Genomic DNA, 18,217 nt, shown 5'->3' with positions numbered 1-18,217 from the left:
GGGAGCTGAAATGTTCCAGTTGATCGCGCCATTCTTTCAGGATCTCTACGAGCGCACCGGGCTGAACTTCATCGTCTTTTACGACCATTATGAATATGAGCGGTTCCTCTCCGGCATCAGCGTGTCGCTGCAGCTGATATTCTGGTCGATCGTCCTGTCGCTGGTGATCGGCGTGCTGGGGGCCTGGGCGCAGGGTGCCCGGTCCCCCGTCCTGCGCGTCTTGATGGACGCCTATATCCAGGCGTTCCGCAACACCCCGCCCATGATTCAGCTCCTGTTTTTCTATTTCGCCCTCGGCACGTTCACGCCGCAGGTCGACATGGGAGGCTATTACCAGCCGTTGATCTCCTCCTTCATGTGGGCGGTCATTTCGCTCAGCATTTTCGGCGGTGCATTCAATATCGAGATCTTCCGTTCCGGCATGGAGGCTGTGCCGGAATCGACGAAGGAAGCCGCCGAGAGCCTGTGCATGACGAAATGGCAGACATATCTGCACGTCATCCTGCCGCTGGCATTCCGCATCAGCCTGCCAGCGCTGACGAACAATCTGGTCAGCCTGGCCAAAACCACATCGCTTGCCTACGTCATTTCCGTCCCGGAGATGACCTACACGCTCAATCAGGTCTGGTCGGACAATGTGAACGTTCCGGAGATGATGCTTCTGCTGTTCCTCTTCTACGTGCTCGTGGTGTCGCTTTTGGCAGCCGGGCTCCATTTCATCGAGCGCAGGCTGTCGCTGCCGGGGTACGGCCAATGAAGGGCGAGGCTTTCCGTATCGAAAGACGGCGCTTTGCCGAAGGCGGCTTCTGCTCCCGAATCCACTGGCGGCAAGGCATGTGGCTGGTGCTGGCGTTCTTCGGTTCGCTTGCGGTTGCCTATGCCCAGTCGGAACCGCAGCCGGCAAGTCCCTCGGCGATACGCACGCTTGTTCTCTGGCTGCCTTTCATCCTGAAGGGATTCGGGCTCAATCTGCTGATGAGCTTTATCGCCATGGCGGTGGCGACGCTGTTCGGCGTCGGTCTCGGTCTCCTGCAGATCAGCCGGTCGCGGCTGTTGCGGATGCCGGCGTGGCTGGTGACGCATCTGTTCCGCAATTCGCCATGGCTGGTGATCCTGTTCGTCATCATGTTCCTGATGCCATTCGAGATCCGTCTGCCTGGCGGCGGTACGATCATCATACCGGATTGGGTAAAGGCCACCTTCGCCTTCTCGCTGCCGGTGATGGCCAATATCAGCGAGATCGTGCGCGGAGCGATCAATTCGATCCCGAAAGGGCAGTGGGATTCCGCCGAGAGCCTGGCCTTCAGCCGGGGGCAGACATTGCGCTGGATTATCCTGCCGCAATGCATCAGGCGCGCCATCCCGCCTTGGATGAACTGGTATGCACTCCTGGCGCTGGCGACGCCGATGGCCTCGATTCTAGGTGTGCGTGAGGCGGTCGGCAATGCGCAGGCCGCTATGGAAGCGGCGGGTGCGCGCCCGGAATTCCTGATCCCGTTCTACCTTTTCCTCTTGTGCCTGTTCTTCGCCTACATCTACCCGATCGCACTCTTGACGCGGAAGCTTGAGCGTAAATATGTCTTTGCAAATTAATTCGAATGCTCGCGAAGCGGGCCCGCAGGCGAGTTGGTCGCCGGACATGCCGATCATATCGCTGCGGGACGTTCACAAGTCCTTCGGAGCAGTGGAGGTGCTCAAGGGTGTCAGCTTCGACGTCAGGAAGGGCGAGGTGGTCTGCATCATCGGGCCTTCCGGCTCCGGCAAGTCGACGCTGATCCGCTGCATCAATGGCCTCAACAACATCCAGAAAGGCTCGATCAAGGTCGAAGGGCAGGAGGTGAACGATCCAAAGCTCGATCTCCTCGCCCTGCGCAGGAAGGTCGGCATCGTCTTCCAGCAATACAATCTCTTCCCGCACAAGACCGCGTTGCAGAACGTCATGATGGCGCCGGTGCTGGTTCTCAAGGAGCCGAGGAGAGAGGTCGAGGAACGGGCGCGCGCATTAATCGCCAAGGTGCGGCTGGAAGGCAAGGAGGACGCCTATCCAGGCCAGCTCTCGGGAGGCCAGCAGCAGCGCGTCGCCATTGCGCGCAGCCTGGCGATGCGTCCCGATATCATGCTCTTCGACGAGGTGACCGCCGCGCTCGACCCGGAGACGGTGAAAGAGGTGCTCCTGACCATCCGTGAACTCGCGGCGGAGGGGATGACCTGCATTCTCGTGACCCACGAAATGGGCTTCGCCCGCGAGGTCGCCGACCATGTCTATTTCACCGATCGCGGCGTGATCGTCGAGCACGGTCCGCCGGATCAATTCTTCACCAAGGCGAAGGATCCCAGGACGAGGCAGTTTTTGAGCCAGGTACTTTAGGATCGAATGAATATAGGCCCGGACCTCGGGTCCTGGACCACGGAATTTAACCAGACAGGCCGGCGACGGCGGCGTGCGGACGAACTCGTTCGCGCGGTTGATGGCGCTCGGCCGAAATTCGGCAGGAGAAAGAAATGAACGGCCCGGAAGCCAGGACGAATATCAAGGACCCGCTGCTGCAGCCGCTGACGATCAAGAAGCTGACGCTGCGTAACCGCATCATGAGCACCAGCCATGCCTGTGGCCTGGAAGTCGACGGCATGCCTGAGCAAGCTTACCAGCGTTATCACGAGGAAAAGGCGCGAGGCGGGCTGGCGCTCTCCATGTTCGGCGGCTCGTCCAATATCGATCGCGACTCGCCCAACATCTTCCGCCAGCTCAATGTCGGCACGGATGCGATCATCCCGCATCTCCAGCGTTTCAGCACGCGAATGCACGATCTGGGAGCGGCGCTCATGTGCCAGATCACCCATCTCGGCCGCCGGGGCGATCCCTATGCGGGGGACAGGCTTTCGACCATCGCACCGTCGCCGGTGCGTGAGACCCTTCACCGCAGCATTCCCAAGGAGATGGACGAACACGACATCGACCGTGTCGTGAAGGCCTATGCGCGGGCCGCGCTGCGTTGCAAGGAAGGCGGCCTGGACGGGATCGAGACACTGGCGGCCGGCCACCTGATCGGCCAATTTCTATCACCCTTGACCAACCGCCGCACCGATCGTTTCGGCGGTTCGCTGGAAAACCGCCTGCGTTTCGGCCTCATGGTGCATGAAGCCATCCGAAAGGCGGTTGGAGACGATTTCCTGGTCGGCATGCGTTTCGTGGTGGATGAGGGCCCGGATGGCGGCCTGCCATTCGAGGAGTGTGTCAAGGCCGCCCTCATCCTCAAGCAGGCGGGCGCCGTCGACTTTTTCAACGCCATCTATGGCACGATGGATACGACGCGAGCACTGGCGGAAGAGAACATGCCCGGTATGGGCTCGCCTCTGGCGCCATGGGTCGAGCCGGTCGGCGCTTTCCGCCGCGAGGTCGGTCTTCCCGTGTTCCACGCGGCGCGGATCGCGGACGTCGCTTCAGCGCGTTTCGCCATCGCGGAAGGCAAGCTGGACATGGCGGGCATGACACGCGCCCAGATCGCCGATCCGCATCTGGTGACAAAGCTCGCCAGCGGGCGCGAGGCCGAAATCCGCCCCTGTGTCGGCGCTACGCATTGCCAATCGCCCTATCGCCCGTCCTGCCTGCACAATGCGGCGACCGGCCGGGAACTGACATTGCGCCATGTCATTGAGAAAGCGGAAGGGGGCGCCCGCGAGGTGATCGTCATCGGCGGAGGGCCGGCCGGACTGGAGGCGGCCCGTGTCAGCGCCGAGCGCGGCCATGCCGTTTCACTCTATGAGGCGGGCAGCGATCTCGGCGGACAGATCCGCATCGGTGCAACAGGCTCATGGCGTCGTGATCTCCTGGGCATCGTCGAGTGGCGTGAGGCTGAACTGCAGCGCCTCGGCGTTTCTGTTCACACCAACAGCTATATGGAAAGCGCCGATATCGCGGCGCTCGAGCCGGATGTCGTGATCCTCGCCACGGGTGGCTTGCCACAGATCGATCTTAAGGAAGGGGCGGATTTATGTCTCAATACCTGGGATGTGCTCACCGGGCAGGTTCCGATGCGCGGCAAGGTCCTGATCTATGATGGTACGGGCCGCCATCCCGGTCCCCTTGCCGCCGAGCAGGCCCGCGAAGCGGGAGCGGAGGTCACCTATGTCTCCATCGATGCCCAGCTTTCGGAGGAGCTGACCTATGCCGAGCGGCTGCGATGGAAGAAGCGTTTCCTGCAGATCGGCGTGAAGCCTGTTTTCGAAAGTCGCCTTTTCGCCGTCCAGCGCAGGGACAACCGGCTCGAGGCGTGCTTCCTCAACGAGATATCGCGGGAGGTGACGAGTGTCCTGGTGGACCAGGTCATCGTTGAGCAGGGCAGCGTGCCGATGGACGAGGTCTATTTCGGACTGCGCGGGCAATCGGCCAATGACGGCGTTACCAACCTCGAAGCCATGGTGAGAGTGGCGCCGCAACCGCGCCTGCGGCAGAATGGCTTCGAACTGCACCGCATCGGCGACGCCGTCTCCAGCCGGAATATCCATGCCGCGATGCTAGACGCCTTGCGGATATGCAGTGCGTTGTGACCATGTCCATGTCGGCGGCGTCAAAGACCGATACGGTCGAGAAACTGGTACCAGCCTGCGACCGTGCGAACCGCAGGTTCCCGCAGAAAATAGAGGGGGATCGGCCTCGGTCCGTTCCGCTCCATCAGGCCGAGATCGGGCCTGTCTCCGAGCATCAGGTCTATAATGCGACGGCCCATCAGGCTGGACATGGCAATGCCTGCGCCATTGTAGCCGAGAGCGAAGCCCGTTCGCTCGTCGAGCATACCGACCTGCGGCAAGCTGTCGATCGTCATGGCCACGAGCCCGGACCAGCGATGGGTGATCGCGGTGCCGACGAGCTGGGGGAACATCCGCTTCAATGCGGTTTCCAGGGCATGAAAGGCGGAGGCGGAATCCTCGCGCCCGAAGGCGCCGCGCCCGCCGAACAACATCCGGTCGCCCGCCGGTCGGAACCAGCGCATCATGCGCCGGGACTCGCTATAGCTCCGGCCGTGCCGCATGAGCGTGGCCCTGAGACCCGGGTCGAGCGGCTCGGTCGCGATCATGGCACTGCGGAAGGGAATGAGGGTTCCGCGCACCGGCGCCGTGGCGGCGGTAATGTTGGAATAGCCGTTGGTGGCGATCAATACATGCCGGGCAACGACCTGACCACCCCCCGTTGTCAGGATCACCCGGCTGCCATTGTTGCTGCGCGTCAGTACCGCCGAATGCTCGTAGATTTCGCCGCCGCCCGAGCGTATGGCCGCTGCAAGGCCGCGGGCATAGTTCAGCGGGTGAATGATACCCGCGTGGGTGGAAAGCACACCGCCAACGAAATCGGCCGAACCGGTTTCCTCCCGCACCTGGTCGGCATCGAGTATGGTCAGGCTGTTGTCTGCGAACATCTTCCGCGCCGTCTCCGCTTCGGCGGCAAGCCGGGACTGGGCGAGGTCGTTGTGGGCGCAGCGCAGATTGCCGGTGCGGACAAAGCCGGCATCGGCCATGTTCAGTTCTTCCACATTCCGCTCGACCCGGTCCATCGCCTCATGGCCGATGCGGTGCATGCGGCGGGCGATTTCGAGATCATGGCGCCGGGCAATGTCGCTTAGAGAGACACGGAATTTCGTGGAGACGACTCCGCCATTGCGGCCGGAAGCGCCCCAGCCGATCCCGGCTGCTTCGAGCACGACGGGATGCAGGCCGCGCTCGATTGCGCGCAATGCTGCGGAGAGGCCGGTATACCCGCCGCCGATGATGGCAATGTCCGCCTTAAGCGCGCTCAAAAGCGCAACCGGGCGCGGCGCGAGCGAGGCAGTGTCCCGCCAGAGCGATTGGGGATGGGCCGAATCTGGCATGGGCCATACCTTTCCTTCCGGCCTATTCACGCTCGACGGCATCGGCAAGTTCGCCGAGCGTGGCGAAATGGAAATCCGGCTCCGTCACCTCACCGGGATGGGGCGATCCACCGAAGCCTTCCTGGTTCATGCGGCGCTGGATCCAGCAGACGGAATAGCCGAGCGACCGTGCCACGCCGATATCGTGATACTGGCTCTGCGCCACGTGCAGGATCTCGTCCTGCCTGAAGCCGAAGGCGGACTGGCGGCCGAGATTATAGGAGAAAAAGCGCGGATCGGGTTTCGGGAATTGCGCCTCGTCGACGGTGACGGAGTCGTGAAACGGCCAGCCGAGCGTATGCGCGTAAGCCGTGAAGGCCACCCGGTCGGCATTGGTCATGGCAACAAGCCGGAAGCGACGGCGGAGCCGGTCGAGCGCTTCGGCGGAATCGTCGAAGGCCGGCCATTGCAGGACGGACGCTTGGAACGCATCTGCCGCGCCGTCGGTGGCGGTAAGTCCAAGTTCGTGCGCGACATACAGATAGACGTCGCGCATGACCTGGCTGGAGCGTCCGGGGAACTTCTCCCTGCCGGCCAGGTAGGGTGCGAAGATATCGTCGTCCGTCAATTTTGCCGCCGCCGGCCCGCCGATCGACCGGAAGGCATCGAGAATGCCTGTCTCGAAATCGATGAGCGTTCCGACCACGTCGAATGTCAGAACCTTGAAACGCTTGAAGGACATCCGGCCTGCCTTTCTCTTTCAACGAAATCAGCTTCCGAACCGTGGAAGCACGCATTCAGTGAACAGGAGCGGGCAGAGTGCCGCAATTCCACAAATGGTAATCGGGGAGGTTACATTTTGTAATGGCAAGGCTTCGCCACCTGCTTCCCTCCTTGAATGCGCTCGTCACCTTCGAAGCAGCGGTGCGCTGCGGCACATTTGCCCGCGCCGCGAAGGAGCTTTGCGTGACCGGTCCCGCCGTCAGCCGGACGATCGGACGGCTCGAGGCGCATCTGGGCATCGCCCTGTTCCGCCGGACGAGTGCCGGCGCCGTTCTGACGGAGGAAGGAAGTGCGCTTTTTTCCGGAATTTCGGCGAGCTTCAATGAAATCGAGAAGACATTGTTGCGGGTGCGGCAGCCACAGCGCTCAGGCATTCAAACGGTCGTTCTGTCGGCCTCGTCGGCTTTCGCGACGCATTGGTTCATGCCCCGGCTGGCGGATTTCCAGGAAAAATTCCCGAAGGTCGATATCCGCTTCCAGCTTATCAGTGGGCCACTCAGCGGATCTGTCGATGGCGTCGATATCGCCATGCGCTTCGATCACGGCAGCGGGCCTCGCCATGTGGCTCGCGCCGTCATGCCTGAATTGTTGGTGCCGATCCGCGCTCCTCACTTCCGTGGTGCGGATGCTCCCGCCGGCGCCTTCCTGCCGGCTGTCGACCGCATCATCAATCTCAGCAATGCGGAACCGGACTGGTCGGGCCTGTTTTCCGATGACAGGGCTGAGAGAAAGCCTGGCGGCCTGCAGTTTTCCGACTATACGGTCGTCGTTCAGGCGGCATTACTCGGGCAGGGGGTCGCGCTCGGCTGGCTCAATGTCGTGTCCTACCTTCTGGCGCGCGGTGAACTCGTGCCGGTCGGCCCGGTCATGAAAACCGGCCGGACGTGCGAGTTGGTCACCGCGCGCAATCCGGAAATGCCGGTCGTTTTCGACATCTGCAGCTGGATGGAGACTGAATTTATTGCCGATATGAAGCGTATCGACGCGCAATATCCGGACCTCGCACTTGCTTCCGTCAAGGATGCTGTCGGTCGTCGCTAGGCTTGCCGCTTGGACCGGCCAGGATTGGCGCGAATAGCCGACACTCCGGTGCACCGGCAAGGCTTTATCCCGCAAGTGCCTGAAAGGGCCGGATCATCGCTCACACCATCTCGGACAAGACGAAAATAGTGAGAAACCCGGCCGCGACGGAGATTGCAGCGGATTCCTCATAGTGATGTTCCTCTGCTTCCGGGACAAGATCTGTCACGGTGAGATAGAACATACCTCCAGCGCCGGAGGCAAGCAGGAAGCCGAGTACGTTCTCGGGCAAACCGCGGAAAAGAAACCATCCGGCTAAAGCGGAACCAAATACTGAGATCCCGATCAGACCAGTCCATTTCATGACAGGCCAGGCGTAGTGCGCCCTCTCTTCCTCACGTAGCAATTCGCCGATGCTGAGCGCCTCTACGATATTGTCGATTGCGATCGCCAGACCGGTGATGAGTGCCACTGTCGGATCGATGACCGAGCTGACGCCAATGGTAAGGCCTTCAATTAGCTCCTCGGCGCTGGTGGCGCCGGCAAGCACCGTCACCTTGCCCCCGCGTGGTGTGCGACGCTTGTGATAACCCTTTACCCATTTTTTCTGCGAGGCTTCCGCACCGCCCATCGCGCCGCGATTGACATGGAGATCGAGCGCTTAGACCAGGGCGAAGCCGAGGCGGAAACCGGCTGTTGCGGTGAGGAGTGTCGATTGCTCCAGCGCTTTCGGCATCATCTCGAAGGCGAAGGTGCCCATCAGTACGCCGGCATAGCCCACGAAGATGGAGAGTAGCAGTGTCGTCGGCTGGAGCAGGATCGCGATGACGGCTCCCAGCAGGGAAGCTAATGCCGCGCCGGCGGCGGTCGCGAGAACAAGCACCAACTGGTTGTCCATGCCTGCAGATCCTTCATCGTGAGATGAAGTTAATGCGTCGCTCAGGGATTGATTGCCGAACCTGCCGCAAATGGCTTCGGGACCGGCGGCTCCCCGTCGGCACAATGATATGATCTTGATGGGGTATCGGCCGCGGACGGCGTTCTACCCCCGCAACTGCCCACGATGGTGGGCTAGCTCGGTCCTTCCGTTCCGACCGGGCGAGGATGAGATGTATTCCAGCGACATCCGGATGAGTTCCGGCAGGTTTCGCGCTCCGAGCTTCGCTTTGAGCTGCGAGCATGCGTTCACGACGGTCTTGTAGCTCACGCCCAGATTGTCGGCGATCTCGCTGTAGGACTTTCCCTCAGCTAGCAGGGCAAGCACCTGCAATTCGCGCGGTGTCACATCGGCAGGCACATTGCTGCGGTTGCGGCTCTCCAGTAGTACCACCTGAACCGCAAGGTCGTGGTTTAGGTATGGCTTGCCGCGGCGCACGGTCTCAAAGGCTTCGAGCATGTCTTCCGGCAGGCTATCCTTGAGCAGGTATCCTGTCGCGCCGGCCTCGAACGCACGACTGACGATTACGGGATCGCCGTGCATGCTGAACACCAGGATCGGAAGCCGGCTGTCCTGTTGGCGCATCCGCCTTATCAGGTCAAGGCCGCCGAGCCCCTGACCCTGCATGGCAAGATCGACGATGACTACGTCGGGCTGCTCACGGCGGTACAGCCGATATCCCGCGATGACGCTTCTGGCTTCGAATATCTTGCCGATGCCTATATCCTCCAGAAGATGCCGACAACCTTCCAGAACGATGGAGTGGTCATCGATGATCAGGACGCATGTCATATCCGACCTCGCGCCTGTTGATCCGGACCAGTGATGAACTGCCGCTGTTCTTCCAGGGGCAGGGAGATGTCGAGGAGAGTACCTCCGCCGGGTGGATTGGTGATGGCGAAACTGCCGCCAATGGCGCGCACCCGTTCCTCTATGCCGGTCAGGCCGAAGCCGGCCGGCGTCCCAGGCGCGATGCCGCGTCCGTTATCCCGGATCATGCAGCGTAACTCGTTAGCGGCAGCCGGAGCAGGGTCATTGGCGCCTGGACGCGTCTGCTCGATGAGCTTGATTTCCACATGCTTCGCCTGTGCGTGCTGAATGGCGTTGGTGATGCCTTCCTGCATGCATCTATAGACTGTGAGATCAATACAATCCCCATAGCTCCGGGCCAGGTGAGATGTTTCGATCGAGAAATTGCAGGAAGCGCCATGTCGTTCAAAATCAGCCAGAAGGCCGGCTATCACATCGGCTAGCGGGGCATTGCCCAGTGCCATCGGGCGAAGCCGCCTGAGAAGATCGCGGTTCATGGTGCGGATCTTATCGGTGATTTCGCTCAGTTCGTCTATGCGCTTCCGGATCTTGTCGGCGACCTCGCCGGGCAGGTCGGCCGAGAGTCTTTTCAGGGAGGCAACCTTGGAGCGGATGCCGAACACACAGGGTCCCAGTTCGTCGTGCAACTCCATGGCCACCTGACGGCGTTCGTCGTCCTGGATGGTCACCAATCGGCGATTGATTCTCGCATTATCGGCATTGGCGGCTGCAAGGTGGTCGGCCAGTGCGTTGAAGCGATCGACGATCTGTTGGAGTTCCTGCACTTTAGGGCGCGCCAGATGGCCACGAAGATGTCCTCTCTCCAGTTCGCGCAGTCCCCGCGAGACGTCGACCAGCGGATGAAGTATACGGCCGAGGGCGAAATAGAGTGTCGCGATTACCGCGAGATTGAGAATTATCGCTACGATCGCCAGATCCGTGACGTCCTGCCAGACCTCGGCCACTTCGTCCGACGCTTCGCCGACCAGGACAACCAGCCCGAGACGGTGGTTGCCGGACACGATCGGAACTTCGCGGCGTAGACCCTCAACCTTGATAAGAGCCGAGAACCAGTGCGGAACCTCACTCTCCTCTTCCGACTCATCAATGTTGGCGGCGGCCGGCAGTGAAGAAACCAGATTGCCCTCATTATCGAGGACCTGGATGCGAACGTGCCTGAGATTGCTGATCTGCAGGAGACCCTCAGCGGCAGGAAGACGATTGCCGGCCTGAACAAGGTGTTCGACGCTGCCACGGACGAAACGTTCCGCCACTTCCATCGATGCCGCGATCTCTATCTCGGTCGCTCGCTGCGCGTTGTAGATAACGGTGATCGCGGCGGCGATTCCGGCTGCGAGATTGATCAGGAGGAAGGTTGCGAGAAGCTGCCACCGAATGGAGCGATCATTCCAGAGCCAGCGCGTTAGGCGGCCGGATATCGTTTCGGTTGCTGCTGAAAATCCCCGCACGGCAGGGGCCAGTGTGCCGATTTCGTGTTTCATGGTGAGCTCTGCCATCCTCCTCCGGTTAGATCAGCGCAGCGTTTTTCCCTCTGGCCGCTGTATGAGACGCAGGCCTTCCTCTCGACTGGCGCCGTTTGCACGGGCATTGAAATAATGTTGGGCCGTTTCGCCGAAGCCGCGTCCCTTGTCATCGGCGCCCGCCTCGGTGAGGCCCTTGATCACCTGGCGCGCATTTTCGTCGATACCCCGGTCAGCGAGCATCTCCTCCAGCTGCACGGCCCGATTTGCTATCATGCGTGGCGTCTCGGTGTAGCGTCGCTCGGCGCGCGCGAGGAGATCACGAAAGGCTTCAACGTCGGGGGCCGAGGGCGCCAGATCGGTCCCAGCCTCGCGGCTCGCCAGCCAAAGCTCGGGCGTCGTCGGCTCGTTGAGGTCGAGCCAGCGCTTCTGCGAAATCGTCCTCCCTTCATTCGCCTGGACCGCCGGGCGCAGCGCCTCTTCGCTTTCCGGCTCTTCCTCGCATGCCGCGAGCGTCAGCGTGAGCGCTAGCGTGAACGCCAATTGAAGCCGGGCCGCCAATATCATGCACATCGTCCGATTTCCCGTCGTCACCCGTCCAGGCTTCGGCCACCAGGATCGACGTGACGCGACTTGACCTCACAAGAAAATCCATAGGTGGAACATTTATAATAGCCAGACCGCACGTGGTAATCTACGGCATCTTTGCTTGCCAGAAGTTCCCTTCCATTGGGATATTTTGCTGCCACTACAAAGGGTGAAGTTGCCAGAAAGTCCGCTGCCTTTTTGCAAGCATGTCTAATGACAGTCGTTTGAAGTGTAAGTAGGCTTTTCTTGTTTCTGGCTTCACAGGGCCTCATCGTTTTAAGGGAGCGATGATCGCCTTTCGGAGGCTAAGTGAGGTGGGCAGTAATATGGTGCCCGCTGCTCGCCTGGCTAGGTCGTGACACGCTGTCGGAAATGCTTCCCATAAAATGAATCTACTGCAGCCTCCCGCTGACAAGCGGGGTGTTTCAAAGGTCATGAGCCTCGGGAGGATTTCAATGCGTGCACCTCTGGCAGTTCCACCTTTCTAGGATTTGCGACCGCGGTGTTGCTATCGGCAGCAGCTCGGCGGACTGGAACGCAATGTTGAACTGCGGAAACCCTATCGGATTCAACGGCATAACTGCTCCGGTTATTCAGTAACCCAGCCGGAAAGCCAAAAATTGATGCACGGGCGGCAGCCCGGAAACGGGAGGAAAATTCATGAATTCGTTATTCACATCGGTATCGGCGGTGGCCTTGGCCTCTGTAGTGGTCGCCAGCGTCCAGTTCGGCGGAGCGCGGCCGTCGAACGCGAATGACAGGCTGGTCGAGCTGTCGCAGAATGAGCAAAACTGGGTGATGCCGGGCAAGAACTACAGCCAGGACCACTACAGCAAGCTCAATCAGGTCAACAAATCCAACGTGCGCGATCTGAAGGCTGCATGGTCCTTCTCGACCGGTGTGCTGCATGGCCATGAGGGTGCGCCTCTCGTCGTGGACGGCAAGATGTACGTCCACGGCGCGTTTCCAAACTCGACCTTTGCGTTGGACCTGAACAATCCCGGCAAAATCCTGTGGCACCATAAGCCGAAACAGGATCCGCTGGCGCGTGCGGTTGCTTGCTGCGATGTCGTGAACCGTGGTCTCGCCTATTGGCCGGGCGACGGGACGGTGCCGCCTCTCATCCTGAAGACGCAACTTGACGGGCATATTGTCGCTCTCAATGCGGAAACCGGTGCTGAATACTGGAAGCTGGAGAACTCCGACATCAAGGTCGGTTCCACGCTGACCATCGCGCCCTTCGTCGTGAAGGACATGGTGCTGGTCGGCTCCTCAGGCGCCGAGCTCGGCGTGCGCGGTTATCTCACCGCCTATGACGTCAAGACCGGCGAGCAGAAATGGCGCGCCTATGCCACCGGCTCCGATCGGGATGTGCTCATCGGCGACGATTTCAATGCGAGCAATCCTCATTACGGCCAGAAGGGTCTTGGGCTCGAGACCTGGGAAGGCGACGCCTGGAAGATCGGCGGCGGCACCAACTGGGGCTGGTATGCCTACGATCCGGAGACCGACATGGTCTATTACGGCACTGGCAACCCGGCGCCGTGGAACGAAACGATGCGGCCCGGCGACAACAAATGGACCATGACGATCATGGCGCGCGATGTCGATACCGGTGAGGCCAAGTTCGGCTACCAGAAGACCCCGCATGACGAATGGGATTATGCCGGCGTCAACGTCATCATGCTGAGCGAGCAGGAGGACAAGAGCGGCAAGATGCGCAAGCTGCTCACCCATCCCGACCGCAACGGCATCGTCTATACGCTTGATCGCGAAAATGGCGAGCTGATCTCCGCCGACAAGATCGACGATACGGTAAACGTCTTCACCCATGTCGATCTCAAGACCGGCTTGCCGGTTCGCGATCCCGAATATGCGACCCGCATGGATCACATGTCACGCGACATCTGCCCCTCCGCGATGGGCTACCACAATCAGGGCCACGATTCCTACGATCCCGAGCGCAAGCTCTTCTTCATGGGGATCAACCACATCTGCATGGACTGGGAGCCGTTCATGCTGCCCTATCGCGCGGGACAGTTCTTCGTGGGCGCGACGCTGAACATGTATCCCGGCCCGAAGGGCGACCGCCAGGGTTACGAGGGCCTTGGCCAGATCAAGGCCTACAACGCCATCACCGGGGAGTTCAAATGGGACAAGATGGAGCGCTTCGCGGTCTGGGGCGGAACCCTTGCCACCGCCGGAGATCTCGTCTTCTACGGGACGCTCGATGGCTTCATCAAGGCACGCGACAGCGATACCGGCGAATTGCTCTGGAAGTTCAAGCTTCCCTCGGGCGTGATCGGCAACCCGATGACGTATGAGCACAACGGCACCCAGTATGTCGCCGTCATGTACGGTGTCGGCGGATGGCCGGGCGTTGGGCTGGTGTTCGACCTGCAGGACCCTACAGCCGGACTTGGCGCGGTCGGGGCCTTCAAGAACCTGCAGCATTATACGCAGATGGGCGGTGGCGTGATGGTCTTCTCGCTCGATGGGAAAAGCCCCTACAACGACCTCACTGTCGGCGAATATGCGCCCTGAGTGAACACGGGTGGCGCTCGACCGGTCCCGGACGCCGCTCTCATTCTTCGCCGTTGTCGGCGTGATCCCTAGCGCCGACGTTCCCTCGGCGGAAGTCGGACACCCGCGCCACACGCACGCGGGTGTCCGCGCCACGATCCGCAAGAACCGTAAAAGCGCTCCGGGAACGGGGCTTTGGGAGGAAACAATCATGAACAGTATTGAAAGGGACCGCGTGTCGGTCTCTCCGGCGATATCCAGGCGATATCGATCGAAATCGTTGCGGGGCGCCGCAGGATTAGCGATCTGCGCTGTCTTGTCGACGGGACTTGCCTCGGCGGCAGGTACGGTCAAGGGTACCGTGGCGACGGATCTGAAGGCGCCTGACGGGGTTCTTCGCATTTGCGTCTCGACGAAAGGAGCGCCTTACACGATCAAGGACGGCAGCGGTTTCGAAAATCGCATCGCGGTGGCTATCGCCGGTGCGATGGGCCGCCAGCCGGAATTCGTCTGGACCGACAAGCCCTCGATCTTTCTCGTCCGCGACTTCCTCGACAAGGGTGCTTGCGACGTTGTGATGGGCGTCGATGACGGTGATCCGCGCGTACTTACGACCAGTCCTTATTACCGGACGGGTTATGTCTTCGTTACGCGAACCGACAGCGAATTGGAGATCGACAACTGGTCGGACGAGGATCTGCGCAAGGTCAAGACGATCGGCTACCAGTTCCATTCTCCTGCCGAGGTGATGCTGAAGCAGACCGGTCTCTACGAAGACAATCTGATCTACCAGTATTCCTTGGTGAACTTCACCGATCGCCGCAATCAGTACACGCAAGTCAGTGGCGAAAGGCTTGTTTCGGAAGTGGCGAACGGGACCGCCGATGCCGCGGTGGCATTCGCCCCCGATGTGGCGCGCTACGTCAAGAATTCCTCGACGCCGTTGACCATGAAGGTCGTCAACCAGAACGGCCTGACCAAAAGCGGAGAGCTTATACCGCAGCAATTCGACCAGTCGATCGCCGTGCGCAAGGGCGATACCGAACTGCGCGCCGAGATCGATGCGGCATTGCAGAAGGTGCGGCCGCAGATCGAAGCCATTCTCAAGGAAGAGGGAATCCCGCTCCTGCAGCCAAATACGTAGCTGCCCGCGCAAGCAGTGGGGGTCATTAAGCAGCAGGTTCTGGAAAAACGGACGGGTAGATAGAGCAGGATGAAACGGAAAACAGTCGCTTGGATTCTCCTTGGTGCGCTTGCCAGTGTGGGAGGTGCCTGGGGCGCCCATGCAGCGCTCACCTTCAACAATACGGTTACCGGCGAGGTATTGAACCTTGACGACGCGCTGGAGGAAGGACGCGACACGGAAGCGGTCAAGACGTTCCTCGAAACCGGGATCAATCCCTATAATGAAAACCCCGCCTGCTTGCCGAAGGGCGAGGAGATTTTCCTGACAGCCTGCTCCGGCTGTCACGGACATCTCGGGGAAGGCAAGCTCGGGCCGGGTCTCAACGACGATTACTGGACCTATCCGAAGAACGAAACGGACAAGGGTCTCTTCGAGACGATTTATGGCGGCGCGCAAGGCCAGATGGGACCTCAATACAGCGCGCTTACGCTGGACGAGATGCTGCTTGTCATGGCCTGGACGCGCCACCTCTACAAGGATGATCCAAAGAAGGCGAAGTGGCTCAACGAGGAACAGCGCAAGGTATTCAAGCCGTATTCCGCCGACCGGAAGAAACCGACGGACATCGCGGCTACGGGCGAATGTAGTCCGATGCCCAATTGAATCAGCGACATCACGCCGGCGACAGGCGTTGATGACAAGGTGATGGAAACGAGAGAGGAGAACAGAGATGTCTATTTCCAAGCGGGTCAATCGAGCGATTATCACCTCGGCGGGGGCGTCCGCGCTGGCGCTCATCGCGTCGTCGGCGGGAGCTTATGACGGCACCAACTGCAAGGCTCCGGGCAATTGCTGGGAACCGAAGCCCGGTTATCCGGCTGTTATCGCCGGTTCGAAATATGATCCGAAGCATGATCCGATGGAGCTGAACAAGCAGCAAGAATCCATCAAGGCCATGGAGGAGCGCAATCAGAAACGGGTAGAGCATTTCAAGAAGACGGGGCAGTTCGTCTACGACGTCAGCGAAATTCCTGCTCAGTGAAAACATGCCACTCCTCCTGGTTGCGCCAGAGACCGGCACCATGGTGCTTGACCAGGAGGCCAGCGGGGCATCGCCGCGTATCGAATGGGAAGGCGGGGAAATACCTCCGCACTGTCCATTCGGTCGTGTCGTCTTGAGCGTAACCATGAAGTGGTAAAACCAATATGCATTTGGCACGCGACGTGGATACGACGCTGAGCGATGCGCGGGGCTGCGCCCAAGCCCTCCAGCAGGAAATAGCAAAGGTCATTCTCGGGCAGGAGCGGGTTATCCGGTTACTGACCATTGCCACCTTCGCCCGCGGGCACGTCCTGCTGGAGGGTGATGTCGGCGTCGGCAAGACCACGCTTCTGCGTGCCCTGGCGAGAGCCATAGGCGGCCAGTTCCAGCGCGTCGAGGGCACAGTGGACCTGATGCCCGGCGATCTCATTTATCACGCGCATCTCACCGAGTCGGGAAAGCCGCGGATTGATCCCGGACCGCTCCTGGCGGGGGGCAATGATCTTTCCGTCTTCTTTTTCAACGAAATCAATCGCGCGCGGCCGCAGGTCCATTCATTGCTGCTGCGCCTCATGGCGGAGCGCAGCATTACGGCCTATGATCGGGAGTTCAAGTTCCCCTTTCTCCAGGTATTCGCCGACCGCAACAAAGTCGAGCGGGAAGAGACATTCGAGCTCCCCGCCGCCGCGCGCGACCGCTTTTTCATGGAAATCGAGGTGCCGATGCCCGTCGGAGAGGAAGACCGGCGGCGGTTGATTTTCGATCCACGTTTCCATGACATCGATGCGTTGGTCGCGGAGGTGCGTGAAGGGGTTGTTGACTTCAAGGAACTCCCCATCGTCGCCCGCGCGATCCAGGTTGGCATCAGGTCGAGCGAGGCGCTGGAGGCCTACACGGTGGCGCTGTGGGAGGCCGTTCGCAGGCCGAACCGACACGGCATCGAAATTGAAGGCGTCGATACGAATCGTCTCGTGCTTGGCGGTGCAAGTCCGCGCGGCGTCTCTTTCCTCGTGCGCGCAGCACGTGTGCGGGCGTGGCTCGAGGGCCGCGACATGGTGGTTCCCGAGGATCTGCGGGATGTTTTCAACGAAGTGATGGCCCACCGGATCTTTCTTGATCCGGTCTACGAGTTCCGGCGCGAGCCCATCGTGCGCGCGCTGTGCCGGGCGGTGTTCGACAAGGTGGCCGCACCATGAGCGGACGCGTCGTGACCTTGCCGCCCCTGTCGACGATCCCCTACAGGCTGGGCTGGCGACCGAGCAGCGTGCATCCGGGCGCGCACCGCGGTTCCGGAGAAGGAGGCAGTGGCGAGTTCCGGCGTCATGTGCCGCTGCTCCGGCATCCCGATCCCAGACGCATCGATTTCCGCAGGACTTTTCAGGATCCGATGGGCGAGGTGCAGGTGCGTCAGTTCGCCCCGCGCAGCGCGATCACGCTGGTCGCTCTTGTGGATCTTTCGGGCTCGATGGGGTTCGAGGGCCATGTCCGGCGCATGCCTGTTGTAGCGGAGCTTTGCGCCACACTGGCCCTGTCGGCTTACAAGACGGGCGACCGTTTCAGCCTGATCGGTTGCGATTCATCGGTTCGGGAAGATGTTCTAATCCCGCCGGCGCGTCGGCGTGGCCTTGAGGTCGAGGTCTTCGATCGGCTGGTCCACGCCAGACCAGGTGGTGCAAGCGTGCGGGGGCTGGCCGAGACCGCGGGCTGGCTCCCCACGCAGCGCAGCCTTGTCTTTCTGATCTCTGATTTCCTGTTTTCCATTGAGCAACTGAAAGGCGTGCTCGACGCATTGTGGCGGCATGACGTCGTGCCGGTTGTCATCCGCGATGCTGGCGAGGACGAGGATCTTCCTGCCTGGGGACTTGTCGAGCTGCAGGATCTCGAAACCGGCCGTCGCCGGCTCACGATCATGCGTCCGGCCGTGCGGGACCAATGGTGCAACGCCCGCAAGGACCGTCTTGTCCAACTCGACCGGCTGTTCAGCGCGCGTGGTCATCTTCCGGTTCATCTTGTCGACCGGTTCGATCCGGACAAATTGACCGAAAGTCTGGTCGGAGGATGAGC

General features: G+C 60.8%; 16 protein-coding genes and 1 pseudogene. 11 read left to right on the top strand and 6 right to left on the bottom strand.

Features of this window, described 5'->3' with window-relative positions:
* Positions 1 to 10: 10 nt before the first annotated feature.
* The 4 genes from ATN84_RS23150 (at position 11) to ATN84_RS23135 (ending at position 4,548) form a co-directional block, all read left to right on the top strand.
* Complete coding sequence (locus ATN84_RS23150) at positions 11 to 757, top strand: amino acid ABC transporter permease (RefSeq protein ID WP_068884874.1); 747 nt, start codon at positions 11 to 13, stop codon at positions 755 to 757.
* Positions 754 to 1,593, top strand: a complete 840-nt coding sequence (locus ATN84_RS23145) for an amino acid ABC transporter permease (RefSeq protein WP_068884873.1) — start codon at positions 754 to 756, stop codon at positions 1,591 to 1,593. Before ATN84_RS23150 ends, ATN84_RS23145 begins: the two co-directional genes overlap by 4 nt.
* Before the next feature lie 46 nt (positions 1,594 to 1,639).
* Entirely contained in the window at positions 1,640 to 2,368 is a 729-nt protein-coding gene (locus tag ATN84_RS23140) for an amino acid ABC transporter ATP-binding protein (protein WP_068884872.1), read from the top strand.
* 134 nt (positions 2,369 to 2,502) lie between these two features.
* Positions 2,503 to 4,548: an NADH:flavin oxidoreductase gene (locus ATN84_RS23135; protein ID WP_068884871.1), complete on the top strand. Its 2,046-nt coding sequence runs from the start codon at positions 2,503 to 2,505 to the stop codon at positions 4,546 to 4,548.
* A gap of 20 nt (positions 4,549 to 4,568) precedes the next feature.
* Here the strand turns inward: ATN84_RS23135 and ATN84_RS23130 are convergent, their stop codons facing one another.
* Together ATN84_RS23130 and ATN84_RS23125 are read right to left on the bottom strand one after the other, a co-directional pair.
* The gene (locus tag ATN84_RS23130) at positions 4,569 to 5,864 is read right to left on the bottom strand and encodes an NAD(P)/FAD-dependent oxidoreductase (protein ID WP_068884870.1); all 1,296 of its coding nucleotides are present in this window, start codon (positions 5,862 to 5,864) and stop codon (positions 4,569 to 4,571) included.
* 22 nt (positions 5,865 to 5,886) lie between these two features.
* Positions 5,887 to 6,585: an HAD-IA family hydrolase gene (locus tag ATN84_RS23125; RefSeq protein ID WP_068884869.1), complete on the bottom strand. Its 699-nt coding sequence runs from the start codon at positions 6,583 to 6,585 to the stop codon at positions 5,887 to 5,889.
* A 122-nt stretch (positions 6,586 to 6,707) separates the two neighbouring features.
* Between ATN84_RS23125 and ATN84_RS23120 the strand changes: the two genes are divergently transcribed.
* The gene (locus ATN84_RS23120; RefSeq protein WP_068884868.1) at positions 6,708 to 7,667 is read left to right on the top strand and encodes a LysR family transcriptional regulator; all 960 of its coding nucleotides are present in this window, start codon (positions 6,708 to 6,710) and stop codon (positions 7,665 to 7,667) included.
* Between the two features lie 100 nt (positions 7,668 to 7,767).
* Here ATN84_RS23120 and ATN84_RS23115 read toward each other — a convergent pair.
* The 4 genes and pseudogenes from ATN84_RS23115 to ATN84_RS23100 all read right to left on the bottom strand — a co-directional run bounded on the left by ATN84_RS23115 (position 7,768) and on the right by ATN84_RS23100 (position 11,447).
* Positions 7,768 to 8,544, bottom strand: a pseudogene (locus ATN84_RS23115) (ZIP family metal transporter).
* A 144-nt stretch (positions 8,545 to 8,688) separates the two neighbouring features.
* Positions 8,689 to 9,375, bottom strand: a complete 687-nt coding sequence (locus ATN84_RS23110; protein ID WP_068884867.1) for a response regulator transcription factor — start codon at positions 9,373 to 9,375, stop codon at positions 8,689 to 8,691.
* The gene (locus ATN84_RS23105) at positions 9,372 to 10,910 is read right to left on the bottom strand and encodes an ATP-binding protein (protein ID WP_068884866.1); all 1,539 of its coding nucleotides are present in this window, start codon (positions 10,908 to 10,910) and stop codon (positions 9,372 to 9,374) included. Before ATN84_RS23105 ends, ATN84_RS23110 begins: the two co-directional genes overlap by 4 nt.
* 15 nt (positions 10,911 to 10,925) lie before the next feature.
* On the bottom strand, positions 10,926 to 11,447 hold the full coding sequence (locus ATN84_RS23100; protein ID WP_068884865.1) for a hypothetical protein: 522 nt from the start codon (positions 11,445 to 11,447) through the stop codon (positions 10,926 to 10,928).
* 675 nt (positions 11,448 to 12,122) lie between these two features.
* Here ATN84_RS23100 and ATN84_RS23095 point away from each other — a divergent pair.
* The 6 genes from ATN84_RS23095 to ATN84_RS23070 all read left to right on the top strand — a co-directional run bounded on the left by ATN84_RS23095 (position 12,123) and on the right by ATN84_RS23070 (position 18,215).
* The gene (locus ATN84_RS23095) at positions 12,123 to 14,006 is read left to right on the top strand and encodes a methanol/ethanol family PQQ-dependent dehydrogenase (RefSeq protein ID WP_068884864.1); all 1,884 of its coding nucleotides are present in this window, start codon (positions 12,123 to 12,125) and stop codon (positions 14,004 to 14,006) included.
* Positions 14,007 to 14,196: 190 nt separating this feature from the next.
* A complete protein-coding gene (gene moxJ, locus ATN84_RS23090) occupies positions 14,197 to 15,129 on the top strand; it encodes a methanol oxidation system protein MoxJ (RefSeq protein ID WP_082766467.1) in 933 nt (310 codons plus the stop codon).
* Positions 15,130 to 15,198: 69 nt separating this feature from the next.
* Positions 15,199 to 15,774, top strand: coding sequence for a cytochrome c(L), periplasmic (gene moxG / locus ATN84_RS23085; protein ID WP_068884863.1), 576 nt, complete (start codon positions 15,199 to 15,201; stop codon positions 15,772 to 15,774).
* Between the two features lie 67 nt (positions 15,775 to 15,841).
* The gene (locus ATN84_RS23080) at positions 15,842 to 16,153 is read left to right on the top strand and encodes a methanol dehydrogenase [cytochrome c] subunit (protein ID WP_068884862.1); all 312 of its coding nucleotides are present in this window, start codon (positions 15,842 to 15,844) and stop codon (positions 16,151 to 16,153) included.
* 164 nt (positions 16,154 to 16,317) lie between these two features.
* The gene (locus ATN84_RS23075; protein ID WP_068884861.1) at positions 16,318 to 17,349 is read left to right on the top strand and encodes an AAA family ATPase; all 1,032 of its coding nucleotides are present in this window, start codon (positions 16,318 to 16,320) and stop codon (positions 17,347 to 17,349) included.
* The gene (locus ATN84_RS23070) at positions 17,346 to 18,215 is read left to right on the top strand and encodes a DUF58 domain-containing protein (RefSeq protein ID WP_068884860.1); all 870 of its coding nucleotides are present in this window, start codon (positions 17,346 to 17,348) and stop codon (positions 18,213 to 18,215) included. Before ATN84_RS23075 ends, ATN84_RS23070 begins: the two co-directional genes overlap by 4 nt.
* Positions 18,216 to 18,217 lie beyond the last annotated feature (2 nt).

This window comes from Paramesorhizobium deserti, from assembly GCF_001558695.1.
GTDB lineage: Bacteria > Pseudomonadota > Alphaproteobacteria > Rhizobiales > Rhizobiaceae > Paramesorhizobium > Paramesorhizobium deserti.
The sequence above is the reverse complement of the archived record's forward strand: the minus strand, read 5'-3'. Positions and strand labels throughout refer to the sequence as shown.